The organism is Oryzibacillus soli, from assembly GCF_051594765.1.
Classification (GTDB): Bacteria; Bacillota; Bacilli; order Paenibacillales; family NBRC-103111; genus Paenibacillus_AR.
This window is the reverse complement of record NZ_JBPPGJ010000002.1, coordinates 153,777-172,131: the sequence shown is the minus strand read 5'-3', so window position 1 is coordinate 172,131 and position 18,355 is coordinate 153,777. Positions and strand designations below refer to the sequence as shown.

The 18,355-nt window shown below is 62.1% G+C and carries 18 protein-coding genes; 8 read left to right on the top strand and 10 right to left on the bottom strand.

What is annotated here, in order from left to right:
• Positions 1-17 precede the first annotated feature (17 nt).
• Positions 18-518, bottom strand: a complete 501-nt coding sequence (gene queF, locus ACSEXW_RS02720; protein ID WP_438444559.1) for a preQ(1) synthase — start codon at positions 516-518, stop codon at positions 18-20.
• A 163-nt stretch (positions 519-681) separates the two neighbouring features.
• Between queF and ACSEXW_RS02715 the strand changes: the two genes are divergently transcribed.
• Positions 682-2,727 (top strand): molybdopterin-containing oxidoreductase family protein, encoded by a 2,046-nt coding sequence (locus ACSEXW_RS02715; protein ID WP_438444558.1) that lies wholly within the window; start codon positions 682-684, stop codon positions 2,725-2,727.
• Between the two features lie 117 nt (positions 2,728-2,844).
• On the opposite strand, the gene ACSEXW_RS02710 is transcribed toward ACSEXW_RS02715, so the two are convergent.
• Positions 2,845-2,982: a hypothetical protein gene (locus ACSEXW_RS02710; RefSeq protein ID WP_438444557.1), complete on the bottom strand. Its 138-nt coding sequence runs from the start codon at positions 2,980-2,982 to the stop codon at positions 2,845-2,847.
• 182 nt (positions 2,983-3,164) lie between these two features.
• Between ACSEXW_RS02710 and ACSEXW_RS02705 the strand changes: the two genes are divergently transcribed.
• The 6 genes from ACSEXW_RS02705 (at position 3,165) to ACSEXW_RS02680 (ending at position 8,001) form a co-directional block, all read left to right on the top strand.
• A complete protein-coding gene (locus ACSEXW_RS02705) occupies positions 3,165-4,322 on the top strand; it encodes a metallophosphoesterase (RefSeq protein WP_438444556.1) in 1,158 nt (385 codons plus the stop codon).
• Positions 4,323-4,350: 28 nt separating this feature from the next.
• Positions 4,351-5,331, top strand: a complete 981-nt coding sequence (locus tag ACSEXW_RS02700; protein WP_438444555.1) for a 2-hydroxyacid dehydrogenase family protein — start codon at positions 4,351-4,353, stop codon at positions 5,329-5,331.
• Positions 5,332-5,422: 91 nt separating this feature from the next.
• Positions 5,423-6,115 carry an FAD-dependent thymidylate synthase gene (thyX, locus tag ACSEXW_RS02695; protein ID WP_438444554.1) on the top strand — a complete coding sequence of 231 codons (693 nt, stop codon included), beginning with the start codon at positions 5,423-5,425 and terminating at the stop codon, positions 6,113-6,115.
• A 22-nt stretch (positions 6,116-6,137) separates the two neighbouring features.
• Positions 6,138-6,623, top strand: coding sequence for a dihydrofolate reductase (locus tag ACSEXW_RS02690; RefSeq protein WP_438444553.1), 486 nt, complete (start codon positions 6,138-6,140; stop codon positions 6,621-6,623).
• A gap of 248 nt (positions 6,624-6,871) precedes the next feature.
• Positions 6,872-7,738 carry a YitT family protein gene (locus tag ACSEXW_RS02685; protein WP_438444552.1) on the top strand — a complete coding sequence of 289 codons (867 nt, stop codon included), beginning with the start codon at positions 6,872-6,874 and terminating at the stop codon, positions 7,736-7,738.
• 92 nt (positions 7,739-7,830) lie between these two features.
• Positions 7,831-8,001 carry a hypothetical protein gene (locus tag ACSEXW_RS02680; RefSeq protein ID WP_438444551.1) on the top strand — a complete coding sequence of 57 codons (171 nt, stop codon included), beginning with the start codon at positions 7,831-7,833 and terminating at the stop codon, positions 7,999-8,001.
• 111 nt (positions 8,002-8,112) lie between these two features.
• On the opposite strand, the gene ACSEXW_RS02675 is transcribed toward ACSEXW_RS02680, so the two are convergent.
• The 8 genes from ACSEXW_RS02675 to ACSEXW_RS02640 form a co-directional block, all read right to left on the bottom strand.
• A complete protein-coding gene (locus ACSEXW_RS02675) occupies positions 8,113-9,225 on the bottom strand; it encodes a Ger(x)C family spore germination protein (protein WP_438444550.1) in 1,113 nt (370 codons plus the stop codon).
• Entirely contained in the window at positions 9,222-10,307 is a 1,086-nt protein-coding gene (locus ACSEXW_RS02670; protein ID WP_438444549.1) for a GerAB/ArcD/ProY family transporter, read from the bottom strand. The genes ACSEXW_RS02675 and ACSEXW_RS02670 overlap by 4 nt, the downstream gene beginning before the upstream one ends.
• A 42-nt stretch (positions 10,308-10,349) precedes the next feature.
• Positions 10,350-11,690, bottom strand: coding sequence for a spore germination protein (locus ACSEXW_RS02665; RefSeq protein ID WP_438444548.1), 1,341 nt, complete (start codon positions 11,688-11,690; stop codon positions 10,350-10,352).
• Positions 11,691-11,823: 133 nt separating this feature from the next.
• Positions 11,824-12,780: an NAD-dependent epimerase/dehydratase family protein gene (locus tag ACSEXW_RS02660; RefSeq protein WP_438444547.1), complete on the bottom strand. Its 957-nt coding sequence runs from the start codon at positions 12,778-12,780 to the stop codon at positions 11,824-11,826.
• The gene (locus ACSEXW_RS02655) at positions 12,777-14,012 is read right to left on the bottom strand and encodes a MerR family transcriptional regulator (RefSeq protein ID WP_438444546.1); all 1,236 of its coding nucleotides are present in this window, start codon (positions 14,010-14,012) and stop codon (positions 12,777-12,779) included. The genes ACSEXW_RS02660 and ACSEXW_RS02655 overlap by 4 nt, the downstream gene beginning before the upstream one ends.
• Positions 14,013-14,154: 142 nt before the next feature.
• A complete protein-coding gene (locus tag ACSEXW_RS02650; protein ID WP_438444834.1) occupies positions 14,155-14,907 on the bottom strand; it encodes a MerR family transcriptional regulator in 753 nt (250 codons plus the stop codon).
• A 91-nt stretch (positions 14,908-14,998) separates the two neighbouring features.
• Positions 14,999-16,711, bottom strand: coding sequence for an NAD(P)H-hydrate dehydratase (locus tag ACSEXW_RS02645; protein ID WP_438444545.1), 1,713 nt, complete (start codon positions 16,709-16,711; stop codon positions 14,999-15,001).
• Between the two features lie 18 nt (positions 16,712-16,729).
• A complete protein-coding gene (locus tag ACSEXW_RS02640; RefSeq protein ID WP_438444544.1) occupies positions 16,730-17,497 on the bottom strand; it encodes a sulfite exporter TauE/SafE family protein in 768 nt (255 codons plus the stop codon).
• Positions 17,498-17,573: 76 nt separating this feature from the next.
• Here ACSEXW_RS02640 and map point away from each other — a divergent pair, with 76 nt between their 5' ends.
• Positions 17,574-18,320 (top strand): type I methionyl aminopeptidase, encoded by a 747-nt coding sequence (gene map, locus ACSEXW_RS02635; protein ID WP_438444543.1) that lies wholly within the window; start codon positions 17,574-17,576, stop codon positions 18,318-18,320.
• Positions 18,321-18,355: the final 35 nt, after the last annotated feature.

The following is an 18,355-nucleotide window of genomic DNA, read 5'->3' as shown; positions in this document are numbered from 1 at the left end:
TCGCTCGTAAATTTCATTTACCGGTTGTCGACCTTCTCCGGGTACAGGTCGTGGTTCATGAGGCGGTGCTCGGCCATGGCCTCGAACTTGGTGCCGGGGCGCCCCCAGTTGCAGTAGGGATCGATGGAGATGCCGCCCCGCGGGGTGAACTTGCCCCACACTTCAATATAGAGGGGATCCATCAGCTTGATGAGGTCGTTCATGACGATGTTGACGGCATCCTCGTGGAAGTCGCCGTGGTTGCGGAAGCTGAACAGGTAGAGCTTGAGCGACTTGCTCTCCACCATCCGGATATCCGGAATGTACGAGATATACAGCGTGGCGAAGTCCGGCTGTCCCGTGATGGGGCACAGCGTCGTGAATTCCGGACAGTTGAACTTGACGAAGTAAGCCCGGCCGGGATGCTTATTATCGAAGGTTTCGAGAACCGAAGGATCGTAATCGTAGCTGTAGCGGGTGCCTTGGTTGCCTAGCAGGGTGATGTCTTTCATCTCTTCAGGGGTTCTGCCGTGGGACATGGGGAAGCTCCTTTCGCATGCGTTGTAAGCCTTGGAATGCCTAGACTATATCATATCCGCCGGGTTTTGGCTATGCGGGAGCGCACGGCTTGGAACTGGTTGAGATCGGGACCGATCTGTGATAGGTTGGGTTCATAGAATGTAACGGGGAGAGAGACTTGAGATGAAATCTGCCGTGAATCAGCCGACGGGCGCGTTCCGTTCCGTATGCTCGCTGGATTGTCCCGACCAATGCGGTCTTATCCTGCACAAGGTGGACGGGAGGATCGTCCGAATCGAGGGGGATCCCGACCACCCGGTCACTCAAGGAGCCATCTGCAACAAGGTCCGCCACATGGGAGAGCGGATCTATGATCCGGCCCGGCTCCAATATCCGATGAAGCGCATCGGCCGGAAGGGAGAGGGCCTCTTCGAGCGGATCAGCTGGGAGGAGGCCATCGCCACCATCACGGAGCGCTGGAAGGAGCTGATCGTTACCGACGGGGCGGAGGCCATCCTGCCCTACAGCTTCTACGGCAATATGGGCCGTCTGGGGACGGAGGGCATGGACCGGCGGTTCTTCCACCGGCTGGGCGCAAGCCGTCTCGGCTATACGATCTGCCAGGCCGCCGGCTCCGAGGGCTACAACTATACCATGGGCGCCAACCTGGGGGTGGATCCGGAGGACACGGTTCACAGCAAGCTGTTCGTCTTCTGGGGCATCAATGCGGTCAGCACCAACATGCACCAGGTCATGCTGGCGGAGAAGGCCCGCAAGAACGGCGCCTACGTGGTGGTCATCGACGTGCACAAGAACCGGACCGGCAAGTGGGCCGACTGGTTCATTCCGGTCCGGCCGGGCACGGACACCGCGCTGGCGCTGGGGCTGATGCACGTCCTGTTCCGGGAGGGACTGGCGGACGAGGCGTTCCTGAAGGAGCATACCGTAGGCCATGAGGAGCTGCGGGAGCACGTGAAGGCCTATGATCCGGAGCATGTCTCCTCCATCACCGGCGTACCGGCGGACGATATCGTGAAGCTGGCCCGGATGTACGGGACGACGAGCCCGTCCTTCCTCCGGATCGGCAACGGTCCCCAGCACCACGACAACGGAGGCATGTGCATCCGGACCCTGGTCTGCCTTCCGGCGGTCACGGGCGCCTGGAAGGTGCGCGGCGGCGGGGCGGCCAAGGGCAACAGCGGCTATCTGGAGCACAACATGGCGGCGCTGCAGCGGCCGGATCTGCTGACGGAGAATACGCGGAAGATCAATATGAACCAATTGGGGCGCGCGCTGCTGGAGCTGGAGAAGCCGGTCCGTTCCCTGTTCGTCTACAATTCCAATCCTGCGCTGGTGGCTCCTGAGGCCAACAAGGTGCGGGAGGGGCTTTTGCGGGAGGATCTGTTTACGGTGGTCCACGATCTGTTCCTGACCGAGACCGCCCGTTATGCGGATCTCGTGCTGCCCGCCACCTCCTCCTACGAGAATACGGATCTCTACAAATCGTACTGGCACCATTACATGCAGCTGCAGGAGCCGGTCATCGCTCCATACGGCGAGAGCAAGTCCAACGTGGAGCTGTTCCGGCTGTTGGCTCAGGCTATGGGCTTCGAGGAGCCGGCGTTCCGCGATACGGAGGAGGACATGATCCGTCAGGCGCTGGACCATCCGGCGAACCCTTATCTGGAGGGGCTCACCTATGAAGCGCTGGCGGAGCGGACCTATGTGAAGGCGGCGGTCAAGCCGCTGTTCCCGGGGCGTCTGCCTACTCCGAGCGGCAAGATCGAGCTGTATTCGGAGACGATGGCGCGCAAGGGCTTCCCGCCGCTGCCGACCTACGTGCCCTTGTCAGACGAGGAGGAGGCGCTGCCCTTCCTGTTCATCCCGGCGCCGAACCACAACTATCTGAACTCCACCTTCTCCAACAACGCCAAGCACTCCGCTCTGGAAAAAGAGCCCCGGCTTCACATGCACGAAGCCGATGCGCAGGAGCGGGGCATCGCGGACGGAGACCGGGTCCGGGTCTGGAACCGCCGGGGCGAGTGCGAGCTGGCCGCCTCCGTGGGAACGGACGTGCTTCCGGGCGTGGTGGTGACCCAGGGCCTGTGGGCGGACCGGCCGGGCATGAAGGCGCTGGTCAACGCCCTGACGCCGGACCGGGAGGCGGATATGGGCGGCGGCGCCGTCTTCTTCTCCGGGCGGGTCCAGGTGGAGAAGGCGTTAGGTTAAGCGGGCGGAGGCCGTACCCGGATCCTGGTGAAGGACCCGGGTACGGCCTTTCTTCATGCAGAAAACCTCCGTTGCCCGTCCGGGGACGGGCAACGGAGGTTCTGGGGCCGCACGGCATCAGGTGGAGGGCTGATTCGGCTGGTTCCACTTGGCCTCGTTCTGCGTCTGGTGCCGCGTGCTGGACTTGGTATCCGCGGCATTGCTGGACTCGGCGGCCATAGCCTGCATCTTTTGCTTCTGGGACTTCTTCGCCATGAGCGGTTCGCTCCTTCGTGGAGAATAGTGACATGCAGATCTAGTATGCCGCGCCATGAACGCCATAAGCATGGAAAATCCCTGCAACGCCGAAGGGGCAGGGACGTATTTTTCTTCAGGGTGAGATTGTGAGAGAATAGAGGAAGTCCCGATAACGCCATCATAAGGAGAACACGGAAATCATGAGCATGCGGATCGTTGCAATGATCATTACGGCCCTGCTTGTATACTTGGGCTTGAATGCGTACGTGGGCTGGAACGGCTCGGTGCTGTGGTCCGAGCTTCTGCCCGGGGTTTCGCCGGCTTGGTTCTGGACCGTCTACGCGGTGCTGGCGCTCTCTTACATCGGAGCCATGGCGCTTCGGCGGCTTCTGCCGTACCGGGTGTTCGCCTGGCTGAAGATCATCGGCTCCTACGGCATGGCGGTGCAGTTCTATGCGCTGCTGACGCTGCCGGTGGCGGATCTGGCGGTGTGGATCCTCCGGTGGAACGGCATATCGGCGGAGGCCTCCGTCCGTATCGTTGGGGGAGCGGCTGCGGTCCTGCTGTTGGGCCTTCTGCTGTACGGCACGCGTAATGCCTGGAGCACCGTCTTGCTCCGCTACGACCTGCAGGTGGATAAACGTGCGGGAGACGGCAGGCGGGAGCTCCGCATTGCGGTAGCCTCCGACATCCATCTGGGCACAGTAGTGGGCAACGGGCATCTGAACCGGCTGGTGAAGAAGATGGAGGAGCTGAAGCCCGACATCATCCTGCTGCCGGGAGACGTGCTGGATGACAGCCTGGAGCCCTTCATTCGGGAACATATGGCCGACGCCATGAACCGCCTGCGCCAAAAAGCGCCCCTCGGAGCCTACGCCTGCCTCGGGAATCATGAATACATCGGCGGACACGTGCCGGACTATATCCGGCGGATGAAGGACATCGGCATCGAGGTGCTGACGGACCGGTCGGTGGTCGTGGACGGCAGCTTTGTTGTGGCGGGGCGGAAGGACAAAGCCGTGGAACGGATCCAGAAGGAAGGGCGTCTTCCGGTCCGGGAGCTTCTGGCAGACTTGGATCACAGCCTGCCTATCATCCTCTTGGACCACCAGCCCTACGGGCTGGGCGATGCGGCGGAGGCCGGCGTGGATCTGATGCTGTCCGGCCATACCCATCGGGGGCAGATGGCGCCGAACCATCTGATCACCCGCAGACTGTTCGAGCTGGATTGGGGCTACCTCCGGAAGGGCGCCATGCATGCGGTGGTCTCCTCCGGCTACGGCTTCTGGGGTCCGCCGATCCGGCTGGGCAGCCGTTCCGAGGTCATCGACATCCGTCTGACCTTCCGGACCGAATAGACGAGAGATGAAGAAGGAGTCCTGGAACATGACGAAACAAAAAGTGTTTATCACCGGCCGGATCCCTCCGGTTGCATACGAGACGCTGGCCGTTGACTTCGAGGTGCGCATGCATGACGATACAGTGCCGCTTCCGAAGGAGGATATCATCCGGGGATTGGAGGGCTGTGACGCCCTCCTGTCCATTTTGTCCGATCCGATCGACGCAGAGGTGATCCGCTCCTGTCCCGGTCTTCGGATCATTGCCAATTACGGAGCCGGCTTCAACAATATCGACGTGGCGGAAGCCACCGCCCGCGGCATTCCGGTGACGAACACGCCGCAGGTATCCACCAACGCGACGGCGGATTTCACCATGGGGCTGGTCATCGCCATCGCCCGGCGCCTGGTGGAAGGCGATCGTACCACGCGGGAGGGCCGCTTCACGGGCTGGGCTCCCTTGTACCACCTGGGTGTGGAGGTCACGGGCAAGACGCTGGGCATCGTAGGCTTGGGCAACATCGGCAAGGCGGTCGCCAAGCGGGCCCGGGCCTTCGACATGGAGCTGCTGTACCATAACCGCAACCGGCTGCCGGCAGAGGAGGAGCGGGAGCTGGGCGTGCGATACGCGCCGCTGGACGAGCTGCTCCGGACGTCGGACTTCGTCAGCCTGAACCTGAGCTACCACCCGTCCTTGAAGCATATGATCGGAGCGGAGCAGCTGCGGAGTATGAAGTCCACCGCCTATCTCATCAATGCGGCACGGGGACCTCTCGTGCATGAGGAAGCGCTTCTGGAGGCGCTCGAGCGCAAGGTTATCGCCGGGGCGGCTCTGGATGTGTACGAATTCGAGCCGCAGGTGACTGAGGGATTGAAGAAGCTGGACAATGTGATTCTGGCGCCCCATCTGGGCAATGCCACGATTGAGACGCGCACCGCCATGGCGAAGCTGGCCGCCGACAACATCAGCGCCGTGCTGAAGGGCGGGCGCCCGCTGACCTGCGTGAATCCGTCCGTCTATACCGGATAATCCGGCCGACCTGAAAAAAAGCGTCGATTTCTTGGGGGACTTTCATCTATAATGAGAATAATTTGGCTAGAATATGGGGGAGTTTCGATCAATGGGTAGCCAGAAGCGAATGAACGTCGAATTATTAAGCTATACGCCCAATGCACGCAAAATTGCCTTCACGGCGATCCGGACCTGCTACAGCCCCAGCGAGCCCAGCGACCTGTTCGAGGGGGCGGAATACGAACGGTACCAGGAGCAGCCGGCCTCCGACGGCCAGGAAGGCAGCGATGCGGACCGGCTGTTCCGGCATATCATCAACTCGGGGCATACCTCCACGCTGGAGCATATCAGCTTCACCTTCGCCATCGAGGGGGTATCCCGGGTGTTATTGGCCCAGCTGACGCGCCACCGGGTGGGCTTCGGCTTCTCGGTCCAGTCCCAGCGCTACGTGTCGGATGCTTCCGACAAAAAGAAGGGCGGCTTCCAATACGTGGTGCCGCCGAAGATCGGGGCCATCGGCGAGGCGGCCGCCTATTACGAGCAGCTGATGGGAACCCTGCAGGAGGCTTACGACAAGCTGGTGGAGCTGGGAGTTCCCAAGGAGGACGCCCGGTTCGTGCTTCCCAACGGGGCAGCCACCAACATGACGATGACCGCCAACCTGCGGGCGCTGCTGTCCTTCTACAGCAAGCGCAAGCCGGGCCGCGGCGCCCAGTGGGAGATTGCCGAGCTGGCCGAGGAGCTGCGCCGCAAAGTGGTGGAGGCCGAGCCTTGGCTGGACGCTTATTTCGAGCAGGCTTAGTGAGAAGGAAGGACGGGAGAGCATGATTACCTTCGTGGTGGCCATGGACCGGAATCGCGGCATCGGCTTGAACAACAAGCTGCCGTGGCATCTGCCTGCAGATCTGAAGTTCTTCCGGCAGACCACGACGGGGCACCCCGTGCTGATGGGCCGCAAAACCTATGAATCCATCGGCAAGCCTCTTCCCAATCGGACCAACGTGGTCCTGACCCGGGATCCGGACTATCAGCCGGAGGGGGTGCTCGTGCTCCATTCGCCGGAGGAAGCCGTGGGCCAGTTCCGGGACGAGGAGCTCTTCGTCATCGGAGGTGCGGAGATCTTCAGACTGCTGATGCCCGTTGCGGACAAGCTGGTGGTGACGCACATCGACCACACGTTCGAGGCGGACACCTTCTTCCCCGGGTTTCGGGAGGAGGAGTGGAGAGCCGTATCACGCACGCCCGGTGTAACCGATGAGAAGAATCCCTATGCCTTCGAATTCGTAATCTATGAACGGGTCCGAGCCTGAATGGACACCCGGTGCAGGCCGGCTGAACGGTTATCCATGCGATAACGGCTCAGCCGGTTTTTTGATGAGGAACGGATGATTCGATCTTTTTTTCAACCGGAGAAGAAGGATAAAAAAGCTCGTTCATTCCATGCCATGCTGCGTGAGGTTTATCATAGTAGGACTTGGATGATAAAAAATATAATCAAAACGATAAATTTATTTGATTGTAACCCTACATCATCCACCCAAAAGAAGGGAAACCTACCATGTACATTCGCAATCAGGCCTTATCGCTATCTACGGAGGTCCTCTTGAAAAGAGTACGAGAAGTCGCCGTCATCATCCTATCCGCTGCCTTGGTGGCCTGCGGACTCCGGCTGTTCCTGATCCCCCACCAGCTTCTGAGCGGCGGGGTCGCCGGGGTCGCCTCCATCATCGGGTATGTCTCGGATCCCAAATATATCTCCTTCGTCTATTTCGGGCTCAATCTTCCGATTCTCGTCTGGGGCTGGGTCGCCGTCGGCAAGCGTTACGTGATGCTGAGCGTGCTGTCCGTCGTCACCACCACCTGGCTTCTGGAGGTGATCCCGCTGGTGAAGGTCACCTCGGACCCGATCCTGGCCGGCATCTTCGGCGGCATACTGATCGCAGGAGGCATCGGCTTCTCGCTTCGGGCAGGCGGCTCCACCGGTGGCTTCGACATTCTGGGCTCCATCATTACCCGCAAGCGCGACATTCCGATGGGGACCATATTGTTCGTCTTGAACGGGATCGTCATCCTGGCGCTGGGCTACTTCAAAAATTGGGACCTGGCCCTGTACTCCATGCTCTGTACCTTCGTGAAGGGCAAGGTGGTGGACATGATTCACATCCGCCACGTGAAGGTCACCTGCTTCATCATTACGAAGGAACGGCAGCAGATGCTGGACCGCCTGACCCAATTGCCCCATGGCGTGACCGTGGTGAATACGGAAGGCGGCTACAGCCACGAGAACAACACGATGATCATGACCGTGACTACCCGGTATGAGCTGGCGGAGCTGCGCAAGGCCATTAACGATACGGACCCCAAGGCCTTCGTCAATGTAGTGGAAACCGTGGAAGTGATGGGCCGGTTCAGAAGGCTGGGCTAACGAAAGAGGGAGGCCGGGACCGGAAGCTTTACAACCCCTCGGCTCAAGAGGTATAGTGAAGCAAGAACGGAGAAGACGAGGAGGTGCCGGCTGTGGCGAACAAGATCTCCCTGGCGGAGGCCGTGAAGATGAAGCTGGCTCAGAAGAAGGCCGAGGCGGCTGCGGGCTCGAAGCAGCAGAAGAACGGTCCCCAGGCGAACCAGACCATGAGGAACCAGATCAACAAGAAGCCCAACAACCAGAAGCGGCGCACCGGGGTATAACCCGGGCGGCCGCAATTCCACAGAAGCCAGACCGGGCGGCGTGAGCCGCGGTCTGGCTTTTTTTATATTCGATATCTCCAGTTCGACTGGGGGTTCAGGGAAAGGCAAAATTCATTCAATGGTGCCGGTTCCACGCAGGCGCACGTCCACCGTCACCTTCAGGGGGGCCTCCGGATACTGCTCCAGCCACCTGTCCCAGCCGGCATGGTCCACATACCGGTGGGCCCTGTAGTTCAAGCCGAACCCGATGGGGTCGACGCCGGCCTTCTGCAGCTTCAAGATGAGATGCTTCACGCGCTGGGCCGCTTCCTCCTCCGCCAGCTTCTCGTACCGGGCCAGGCTGGAGGTGCCGTCCATCCCCTGCACCTCCTCCACGATGCCGGCCAGCGTCACCTTGACGGAGAGCTCGGGCTTTCCCCCGCTGCCGGGTTGGGCCTTGTAGGAGCTCTTCAAGGTATCGATGGAGAGCACCGCTTTCCGGCCGGCGTCCTGGACGGCAAAGTCGATTTTGCCCACGTTCTCGTAGAAGGAATTGAAGATCTTGGTTTCCTCGGGATTCAGCTCCAGCACAATCTTCTGCTTGTTGAACAGCGCCACCCGGTTGACGGAGATCTGTCCATTCTCCCGGGCCTGGATGACCGGCATGATCGGGTCCAATCCTCGCTCATGCACGCGTCTTCCGAAGTCGAACAAATACTCTGAGGTCACATAGGCCGTCTCCGTGCCCGTCTGTCCGAAGATCAGGAAGATCTGGTTGGAGGGCAGCCGTTCCGTCTTGGGCTGCTGCTTCAGCACATCATAGGCCGAAGGCCGGCCAATGCCCATCCAGGCGATCTGCTGGATGTCCCGCCTGCGGAGGAACCAATCCAGCATGTCCTGGATGCCCGGCTCCTTCTGCAGCAGCTTCTCTCCGAAGATGATGGCCTTGGTGTGGCCGAAGTCCAGCTCCTTGTCCACCTTGGACTTCATGATCCGCACTGCCTCGGTAATGCTCTTGCTCTCCTCCTGTACGATCAGGGAATCGTTGGCGCCGAACTCCTCCAAGGCGTTGGGAATGGCCAGCTTGATCATGACCTTGTATCTCATCTGCTTGTTCTCGGGAACATCGAGACCGATGGAGACGACGAAGAAGCGGCGGTCGATATCCTTGAAGCCGCAGCCCGGCAGGAGCAAGAGCAGGCAGAGGGCCGCCAGCCCAAGCGGGCGCAGGTTGAGAAGGTTCATGCTTTCCGCCTCCTTACCGCGAACCATAGGGTTAAGACGAAGAAGATCTCCAGCGCCAATCTGATGTTGATCCACATCTCGCCGAACCGGAAGGTGCCCTCGTCCGTTAAGGTGCGGCCTGTGAGATGGGTTGCGGCAAGGAAGAGAACTCCCATGCCGACCCATGTCCAGAGCGTGCGCTTGCGTCCTGCTTGCGGAGGGAGGAGAACGCTCTTGACGAGCTCCAGGGCCACGTGCCAGACCATAATGATGCTGGCGAAGGTGACCTCGCCATAGAGACTGTAGAACACATACATGACCCGCTCGATGAAGCCCAGCTCCACCCTCATGGCATCCGTGGCGGACATCCATGGAAACACGTACGTCTGAACCCCGTCCGATCCCAGATAGCCGACGGGGATAAAGAAGCTGGTACAAGCCACGGCAAAGCCTACCGGGAGCAGCAGAAGCAGCCACTTCATCGAAGACTTGGGAAGAATGCGGTTGAAGACCACCAGGTTGGCGTACCCGCTGAACAGAAAGGAGATGGCGGCTATGGAGCTGATGTCCGGAGGCTTCCGGTAGGACTGAAGCACGGACAGGACGGAGTCGTAGCGCATGCCTGCGCTGAACAAGGACTTCACCAGGATGAAGCTGATGAGAGGAGTGCCTATCAAGAGCAGCATCTCGATTAAGAACAGAATGCTGGTCGACTTGAACCGGGCGGCGAACAGGACGGCTACCGTGAACAAGGTATAGATGACGGTCTCCGGAATGTCCGGGTTGATGAACCTCATCGTATACCGGGCGTAGACCAGGAGCTGCAGGAGACCCGCACTGAACCAGACGGCGGCGAACAACAGGAGAAGGGGCTTCCCGATCCATGCCGGAAGGGTGCGGGCATAAATCTCGGGGAGCCCTTCTCCGGGGAAGGCCTGCATGCAGCGGATGCCGGCGAACATCAGGACGGCACCGACCGCAATGCCGGCGGGTATGGCCATGACGGCGCCGTCGAAGCGCTCCCGGATCAGGAGCTTCGGAACGTAGGCCACGACGTTGACCAGCATGTTCACGAAGATCAGATAGTACAGATAGCGTTTCAATGGGATCCCCCCTGGCTCCAGGGTATTAGGTCGGCGCCGGCTCTAGCTCCGCTGCTTCCTGCTGTCCGACTTGGCCTCCATGAACAGCTTCAGATAGGGCTGGCCGAAGACCTCCTTGTTGGTCAGGTAGGCGACCAGCATCACCAGGACCAGGAGGATGCCGACGATTCCGAAGAAGGTGGCCATGATGAGAAACAGATACTTGGTGAACCGGATGCCCACCGTCATCGCATTCACCGGAACCACGAAGTTGGAAATGGCGACGGAGGCCACGATGATGATCATGATATTGCTGATCAGCCCCGCTTGGGTGGCGGCTTGACCCAGAATAAGGCCGCCCACCGTCGTGGCGGTGGAACCGATGGCCTTCGGCAGCCGGATGCTGGCCTCCATCAGCATCTCCATCATCAGGAGCATGAACATGACTTCAATGTAGGACGGATAAGGAACGGGAGCCCGGCTGCCGGCGATGGACAAGGCCAATTGAACGCGCAGAATCTCCGGGTTGAAGGAGGTGATGGCGACATAAACGGCAGACAGCATCAAGCTGATGATGAGGCCCGCGTACCGCAGGACAACGATAACCCGGCTGGGCCAGTAATGCTGATAGATGTCATCCATCGCCGCCATAAAATCGTAGAAGACGGTCGGCAGGATGAGAACGAACGGGGTTCCGTTCAGAACGAATACCACCTTGCCGTGCATCAGATTGTGGGCAATCCGGTCCGGCCGCTCCGTGATCATGAGGGTCGGAAACAGCTCGAACCTCACGCCAGTAAGCTCCCGGTGGAGCTCTCCGACGGATTGAACCATATCGGTCCGGATGCGGGCCAGCGCCGTTTTCACTTGATCCAGCAGCTTGGGGTCCACGGTATCCTGATCATAGATCATGGCCGCCATCGTCTTGGACACTTTGCCGACCGTCAGCATCTCCACCTTCAGGCTAGGCTGGGGATATCGGCTCCGAATCAGATTCAGATTGACGGAGAGCGCCTCGCTGAGCGCAAACTTGGGACCTTGGACCGTAGCCTCCACAGTCGCCTCCGAGACCCGGTCATTGCGGACCTGCAGGACATCCAGCAGATACAGCCTGCCCCCTGCCGCGCACAGTGCCTTTCCCTGAAGCATAGCGGACGCAATGTCCGGACCGGGCTCGATCTGTTCCACTCCGGACAGACACAGAGTCTCCCGTTCATATTGGCTGAAGGAGCCCGCCTGCACATAGGGGGTGATGAACTTGGCTTCCAGCGTCTTCTCGTCCACCAGGGTCTTGATATACAGGAAGGCGGCCTCCTCCTGCCCGTGCTGAAGCGTGAGCGAGACAAAATCTGCGGAATCTCCCAGCATCCGCTTGACCGATTCGATGGCTTGAACGGCTTCCATGGTTCGATCCCTCCAGACAGGCCAAGATTCACCACGTAGTGTAAGCCCCGGGGGCAAAAATATACCCGGCCATGGAAAAAATAGGGCGGCCGGCCTGAACTCGCGAACAAGTCCGGCCGGCCGCCGCATCCGGTCAGCCCGCTATTCGGGGGGAGGAAGCCGTTTCTTCAAGCAGCCAGCGTGCCGTGCGCTCCAGGCCTTCCTCCAGGCTGATCTCCGCCCGCCAGCCCAGCAGCTGCCGGGCCTTCGAGCAGTCCAGGGCGCTGCGCAGCAGATCGCCCGGCCGGGAGCCGGCAAGAATCAGATTCTCCCTGCGGCCCATGGCCCGGGAGACCAAGTCGTAGATCTCAGCCATGTACCGTTCCTCTCCGCTGCCGATGTTCAGCACCTCGCCGTCTCCAGCCTGGAGTGCCGCCAGATTGGCCCGGCATACATCTTCGACATACACGTAATCGCGGGTGGTGCCGAGTGGCTGCTCCGGAGCCGTGAATAACGTGGAGGGCTGCCCGGCGGCCAGATTATGCATAAAGATCGGAACTGCACCGCATTCGCCTTCGGGGGCCTGGCGGGGACCATAGACGTTGGCGTAGCGCAGCGCGACGAACTCGAGACCATGGGTCCGGCGGTAGAACCGGAGGTATTGCTCCACGGTATACTTGCTGATGGCGTAAGGAGACTGGAGGGCGGGACGGGCTTCCTCCGGTGTGGGGATCTCCGTCTCTTCGCCTGCCAGCGCGCCTCCGGTGGAAGCGAAGATGAACCGCCCCGTTCCATACCGGATGCACAGATCGAGCAGCCGTAGGGTGCCCGCCACATTCACGTCGGCGTCCAGGGAGGGACAGGCCACGGATTTGGGCACCGATTTCTGTGCCGCATGATGGTTGACGACGTCGGGGCGCTCCCGCTCGAAGACGGCCTCAAGCCCGTCGGAGCGAACGTCCAGCTTGTAGAACACCGCGCCCGCCGGCACCTGCTCCCGCTTCCCGGTGCTCAGATCGTCGACCACCACCACCTGGTGCCCTTCCTTCAGATACCCTTCCGCTACATGGGACCCGATAAAGCCGGCTCCGCCGGTTACCAAAATTTTCATTGTATCCTCTCTCCCTTCACTGCTTCGAATAGTCCGGTTTCCTTCTCAATCCCGATTGCCCCGGTGTGGCGGATCCGTTCCTCCAGCATCCGGTGAAACTCATGCAGACGCGCTCCTCCCAGCACCTCCCGCACATTGCCCGAGGTAGAGGTAACGTAAGCCAGCAGGGGCTCCGCTTCGGTGACGCGAAGCGCATCCTCGTACCGCAAGAGGCGGATGGCACCGAACCAGGGGGCCAGCTGCCGCGCGCCGTTGTCCAGACCGAAGCCGAGAGCCAGATCCGTATCGGACAGGACCAGCCTGGAGTCGAAGCCGGAGAGCAGGGACTTCAGTCCCTTCAGATGGCTCTCGCCGATGGTAGCGGCGTACAGCTTGCCGCCAGGCTTCAACACCCGGTGAAGTTCCCGGAACGCCGCCTCCCTGTCCTCCGCATGGTAGAGCATGTGGTTGGCCAGCACGGCGTCGAAGCTGGCGTCCGGGTAAGGCAGCCTCTGCACATCCGCCTGCTCGAAGCGGAAGCGTCCGGCCCGGTCCCCGAGGCGCTCCCGGGCATCCTCCAGCATGCCCTCCGAGCGGTCGGTCAGGAGGATCTCCCATCCGCCGGGGATCCGGTCCAGATTCCGGTGCCAGAGGCTGGCATCCCCGCAGCCGACCTCCAGAATCCGGCACGCCTCCGGCAGCTCCAGCCGGTCGAAGAGCCAGAGGTGCCAGCTGTACGGATTCACGCTGAACCCGTCGTGCAGCCGGATGCGGGTATGCAGATTCCGGGCGTCCCGGTACTGGTCCGCCCACCGTTCCTCCCGGTTCACCACTTGGATGATGGAGATGAAACGGTCCCAGCCCGCACCACCGCCGGAGGCGGAGGGAGCGTCACCGGCCTCCATCGCTTCCAGGGTTTCTCCGACCGCCCGGTGCAGGAGACGGAGGTGCTCCATTTTGCTGCGGATGATGGTTCTCTGGATGCGGAGGGATTCCTTCAGATCCTCGCCGGGGCCGTCCCGGTCGATGACGCCCTTGATCTCCTCCAGGGAGAAGCCGATGTAGCGCAGGGTCAGAATCCGCTGTAGACGAGCGAAGTCCTGTTCGCTGTACAGCCGGTATCCGGCCTCCGTCCGGGAGCTGGGCCTTAAGAGACCCACCTTGTCATAGAACCGCACCGTCCGGATGGTGACTCCCGCCCGTTCGGCAAACTGGCCTGCCGTCATCCACTCCGGATGAGCCTGTCGCTTCATTGCCATCGCCTCCGCTTTCCCGTCTATCCGTATTGTATAAGATGACCATACGTCACCCTCAAGCGTTTTTTTGGGGAAAAATACAAAGAAGCCGTGCTCCTATTGCTCCAGGGGAGCAAGGAACACGGCTGTCGGCCGGGCATCAGCGGGCCGCGTAGGCCTCCGCCGCCAGACACAGGTAATAGGATAGCCCCGTCTGCTGGGCCTCCAGCATGCCGCGGTGGAAATCATCCTGCAGGAAGAACCGCATCACTCCGGCGAACTCGGCCGGCGTATTCATCGGCTGTCCCCTACGGGCTCCGTAATCCAGATGGTCCCGGATCAGCTCGGCCACGCGGTCGCTGTCATGCTTGGCGCCGTCCCGGAGAGCGCCGGCCATTCCGCCCATGAAGCGGGAGGCCTCTGCCGCATCCTCGTTCATCTCCTCCACCTGCAGGGGAGGGCTCCCCTCCAGCAGATCGTAGCCATACTGATCCTTCAAGTACGCCTGCTGCTCCGCCAGCGCTTCCTTCCACTCGGCTTCGCTCTTGAAGCCTTCGAACAAATCCTTGGGTTCCATAACCGCACCGTCCTTCACGCTTGTGATGGTATGGTCCAGAGTCTGGAGAAGCCGCTCCATTCGTTTGATCCGGCGAAGGAACAGCTTTTTCTGCCCGGCGAGCAGGGTGGCCCGGTCCTTCTTGCGTTCCAGCAGCGCCTTGATGTCGTCCAGCGGGAAGTCCAGCTCCTTATAGAAGAGAATCTCCTGCAGGCGCTCCAGCTCTTCGGGCCCGTAGAGCCGGTATCCCGCCTCCGTGGTGGAGCAAGGGGGCAGGAGGCCGATATGATGGTAATGGTGCAGGGTCTTGACCGTAACCCCCGCAAGTGCCGACAGATCCTTCACGGTATAGAGCAGCGTCTTCATCTCCTTTCCGATATTCATCCTACAGCCTCCTGTTACCGGAGGGTCAAGGGGGCGGCAAAAAAAGAGCTGTAAGCCTTCAGGCCTACAGCTCGGCAAGCAGATCGCCGGCGATGAGGGAGGCTCCGCCGGCGGGGCGCCGGGCCGCGGCACGGTCTCCGGCCGCGCCGTGAAGGTAGACGCCGAACGCGGCAGCCTGTTCGGCGGGGTAGCCCTGGGCGAGCAGGGAGGCGATGATCCCTGCGAGCACGTCGCCGGAGCCGCCGGTGGCCATGGCCGGGCCGCCGGTGGCGTTCACGTATGCGGCGCCGTCCGGGCCGGCCGTGACGGTGCGGGCGCCCTTCAGCACGAGGACGACCCCGTGCTGCTCCGCGAAGCGGAGGGCCAGGCCGATGCGGTCCTGCTGGACCCCGGCCGTGGTGGTTCGCGCCAGGCGCGCCATCTCCCCGGGATGTGGAGTGAGCACGGTGGGCGCGGTCCGGCGGGGCCAGAGGGCCAGGCCCTGGGCGTCCGCCAGCATGTTCAGGGCGTCGGCGTCCAGCACCAGCGGACCGGTGACGCCTTCCCAGACGGCGCGGAGCCACTCCGTGTCGCCCGGCCAGCGGCCCAGCCCCGGGCCGGCGACGGTGGCGTCCCGTCCGGCGGACAGGGCCGCCAGATCTGCACCGGAGGTGCGGGACCAGGGATTGGCCGCTTGGGGCGGAGCGGCGGGCGGAGTGGGCGGGAGAGCAGCGGGGCCGGGAAGACCGCCCCTATCGGCCGGAACAGACACGTCCGCTTGAGCCGACTCGGCCACAGGAGCGAGCATGGCCTCCGGCACCCGTCCGGCGGCCAGAGCGGCGGCACTCTCGGGCATGGCCCAGGTGGCCAGCCCGCAGCCGGCTCGGAGCGCGGCAGAGGTGCAGAGCATGCCCGCTCCCAGCATGCGGGGGGAGCCGGCCGCCGCCAGCACGTGGCCGAAGGTGCCCTTGTGCGAGTCGGCGGCGCGCGGCCGTTCCGGGTCCAGGCCCAGGGCGTCCGCCACGGTGTCCGGTGCCACAGCCCGCACCCGGATCCCGGCTTCATCCGCCAGCCGGGACGGAATGCCGATGGGGGCCACGGTCACGCTTCCGGCGGCTTCGGCGCCGGGGTACTGGGTCAGCCCCCGCTTCAAGAACGCCAGGGCCACCGTCCGGTCGGCCCGGATGCACGGCTCGTGGACGGCGCCGGTGTCGGCGTCCAGGCCGCTCGGGATGTCGGCTGCCACGATGGGCAGCCGGCTGGCGTTGGCGGCGCGGATCAGCGCCGCCGCCGGCTCCCGCGGCGCTCCCGCCGTGCCCGTGCCGAGCAGCGCGTCGATGATGCCGGAGTACCGGTGCCAGGGCACCGGTGCTCCGGCTTCCGACGCGTCGAAGCACGGGACGCCGAAGCGCGCCGCCATCGCGGCCTGCTGACGGGCCTCGCCCGTCAGCGAATCGGCGGCCGTCGTCAGGGCCGCCTCCACCGCCACGCCCGCCTCCAGCAGATGGCGGGCGGCCGCCAGACCGTCCCCGCCGTTGTTGCCTTTGCCGGCGAGCACGAGCCAGCGCTCCCGGCTCCAGGCGGCACGGTCGCGGCCGAGCTTCTCCCGGAGGAGGCGGAGGATAGCCTCCGCAATGGCGCGGCCGGCATTCTCCATCAGCACCAGAGCCGGAATGCCGATTCCATCGATGGTGAGCCGGTCCAGCCGGCGCATCTCCTCCGAGGTGACGATGTGGAGGGGGGAGCAGACTTCAAGCCCGGCGGGCTGCGGCTTTCCTTTATGTTCGGTCGGTTGCATAGGGGGATCCCTCCTTTTTTATCCGATCCACAGATCCCACAGCTGCTTGCCGATCAAGAGAGTGGTGACGGAGAGGAAGAGGGGCTTCACGTAGGTGCTGCCCTTGCGGATGGCGACCTGGGAGCCCACCAGCGCCCCGGCGACCATAGCGAGTCCCATCGGCAGCCCGTAGTACACGTTGACCGACCGCAGGGCAAAAAAGGTGGCCAGGCTCCCCAGATTGCTGGCCAGATTCAACACCTTGGAATTGGCGGACGCGCCGACGAAGTCGAAGCCCAAGAGAAGAAACAGGAAGATCAGGAAGGAGCCGGTGCCGGGGCCGAAGAAGCCGTCATAGAAGCCGAGCAGCAGGGACCCGAACCCCAGGACCAGCGCGTTTTTCATCGTCCAGCCGGCGAATTGGCTTTGATTTCCCCAGTTTTTCTTGCATAATGTATAGAGGGTGACCGCAATGAGGAGACCGACTACCAGCGGCTTCAGGAAGGTGGCCGGAATCTGCTTGACCGTGAAGGCGCCCGCCACCGAGCCGATCAATGAAAGCGGAAACAACGCCGCGACGGTGCGAAGTTGAATCTTGCCAGAGAAGAAGAAGGAAGCCGAGCTGGTCAGGGAAGAGAGCGTCCCTGCCAGCTTGTTCGTGCCTAGGACTAGTCCCGGAGGCAGCCCTGTGAACAAGAGGGCGGGGACGGAGATCAGACCGCCGCCTCCGACGACGGAATCGATGAATGAAGCGGCAAAGCCCGCCCCGATGAGAAACAACAGCATGACAAGATCCGGATGCTCCACGATGATCGCTCCTTGATGGGGAAAGATGGGTAAGCAAGTATGACAAGAGTATAGCGTATAAAGGGGTCAATCGGACATGATCATTTTGAAAACGAAGGAACAAATCGGCAAGATGCGGGCCGCAGGCAGGCTGCTGGCGGCCTGCCATCAAGAGATCGCCCGGAGGCTGCGGCCGGGTCTGACCACCTGGGAGATCGATCAGTTCGTCGAAACGTATCTGACCGCTCACGGCGCCACTCCGGAGCAGAAGGGCTACCATGGCTATCCCTATGCCACCTGTGCCTCCGTCAATGACGTCATCTGCCACGGCTTCCCGCGGAAGGAAGCGCTGAAGGAAGGGGATATCGTCACCATCGACATGGTGGTGAACCTGGACGGCTGGCTGGCGGATTCGGCCTGGTCCTACGGCGTCGGCGCCATCAGCGACGAAGCCTCGAGGCTTCTCCTGACCACGAAGGAGGCGTTGTACCGGGGGATTGCCAAGGCGGTTGCCTGCAACCGCATCGGGGACGTGGCCCATGAGATCGAGACCTATGCCGAATCCTTGGGGTATTCGGTGGTGCGTGATTTCATCGGCCACGGCATCGGCACCAGCATGCACGAGGCCCCCGAGGTTCCCCATTACGGTCCGCCGGGGCGGGGTCCGAAGCTCCGGCCGGGGATGGTCTTCACCATCGAGCCCATGCTGAACGTGGGCTCCTTCCGGACCAAGGTGGATGCGGACGGGTGGACCGCCCGGACGGTGGACGGCAGCCTGTCCGCCCAATTCGAGCACACGTTGGCGATTACGGACGAAGGGACGGTCATCCTGACCGAACTTTAATGTTTGGACCGAACTTTAAATTGCCCCTTGGATGG

Excerpts from the sequence above, each read along its gene's own strand:
- queF (WP_438444559.1), bottom strand. The coding sequence starts at position 518 with ATGTCCCACGGCAGAACCCCTGAAGAGATGAAAGACATCACCCTGCTA.
- ACSEXW_RS02715 (WP_438444558.1), top strand. The coding sequence starts at position 682 with ATGAAATCTGCCGTGAATCAGCCGACGGGCGCGTTCCGTTCCGTATGC.
- ACSEXW_RS02710 (WP_438444557.1), bottom strand. The coding sequence starts at position 2,982 with ATGGCGAAGAAGTCCCAGAAGCAAAAGATGCAGGCTATGGCCGCCGAG.
- ACSEXW_RS02705 (WP_438444556.1), top strand. The coding sequence starts at position 3,165 with ATGAGCATGCGGATCGTTGCAATGATCATTACGGCCCTGCTTGTATAC.
- ACSEXW_RS02700 (WP_438444555.1), top strand. The coding sequence starts at position 4,351 with ATGACGAAACAAAAAGTGTTTATCACCGGCCGGATCCCTCCGGTTGCA.
- thyX (WP_438444554.1), top strand. The coding sequence starts at position 5,423 with ATGGGTAGCCAGAAGCGAATGAACGTCGAATTATTAAGCTATACGCCC.
- ACSEXW_RS02690 (WP_438444553.1), top strand. The coding sequence starts at position 6,138 with ATGATTACCTTCGTGGTGGCCATGGACCGGAATCGCGGCATCGGCTTG.
- ACSEXW_RS02685 (WP_438444552.1), top strand. The coding sequence starts at position 6,872 with ATGTACATTCGCAATCAGGCCTTATCGCTATCTACGGAGGTCCTCTTG.
- ACSEXW_RS02675 (WP_438444550.1), bottom strand. The coding sequence starts at position 9,225 with ATGAACCTTCTCAACCTGCGCCCGCTTGGGCTGGCGGCCCTCTGCCTG.
- ACSEXW_RS02665 (WP_438444548.1), bottom strand. The coding sequence starts at position 11,690 with ATGGAAGCCGTTCAAGCCATCGAATCGGTCAAGCGGATGCTGGGAGAT.
- ACSEXW_RS02660 (WP_438444547.1), bottom strand. The coding sequence starts at position 12,780 with ATGAAAATTTTGGTAACCGGCGGAGCCGGCTTTATCGGGTCCCATGTA.
- ACSEXW_RS02655 (WP_438444546.1), bottom strand. The coding sequence starts at position 14,012 with ATGAAGCGACAGGCTCATCCGGAGTGGATGACGGCAGGCCAGTTTGCC.
- ACSEXW_RS02645 (WP_438444545.1), bottom strand. The coding sequence starts at position 16,711 with ATGCAACCGACCGAACATAAAGGAAAGCCGCAGCCCGCCGGGCTTGAA.
- map (WP_438444543.1), top strand. The coding sequence starts at position 17,574 with ATGATCATTTTGAAAACGAAGGAACAAATCGGCAAGATGCGGGCCGCA.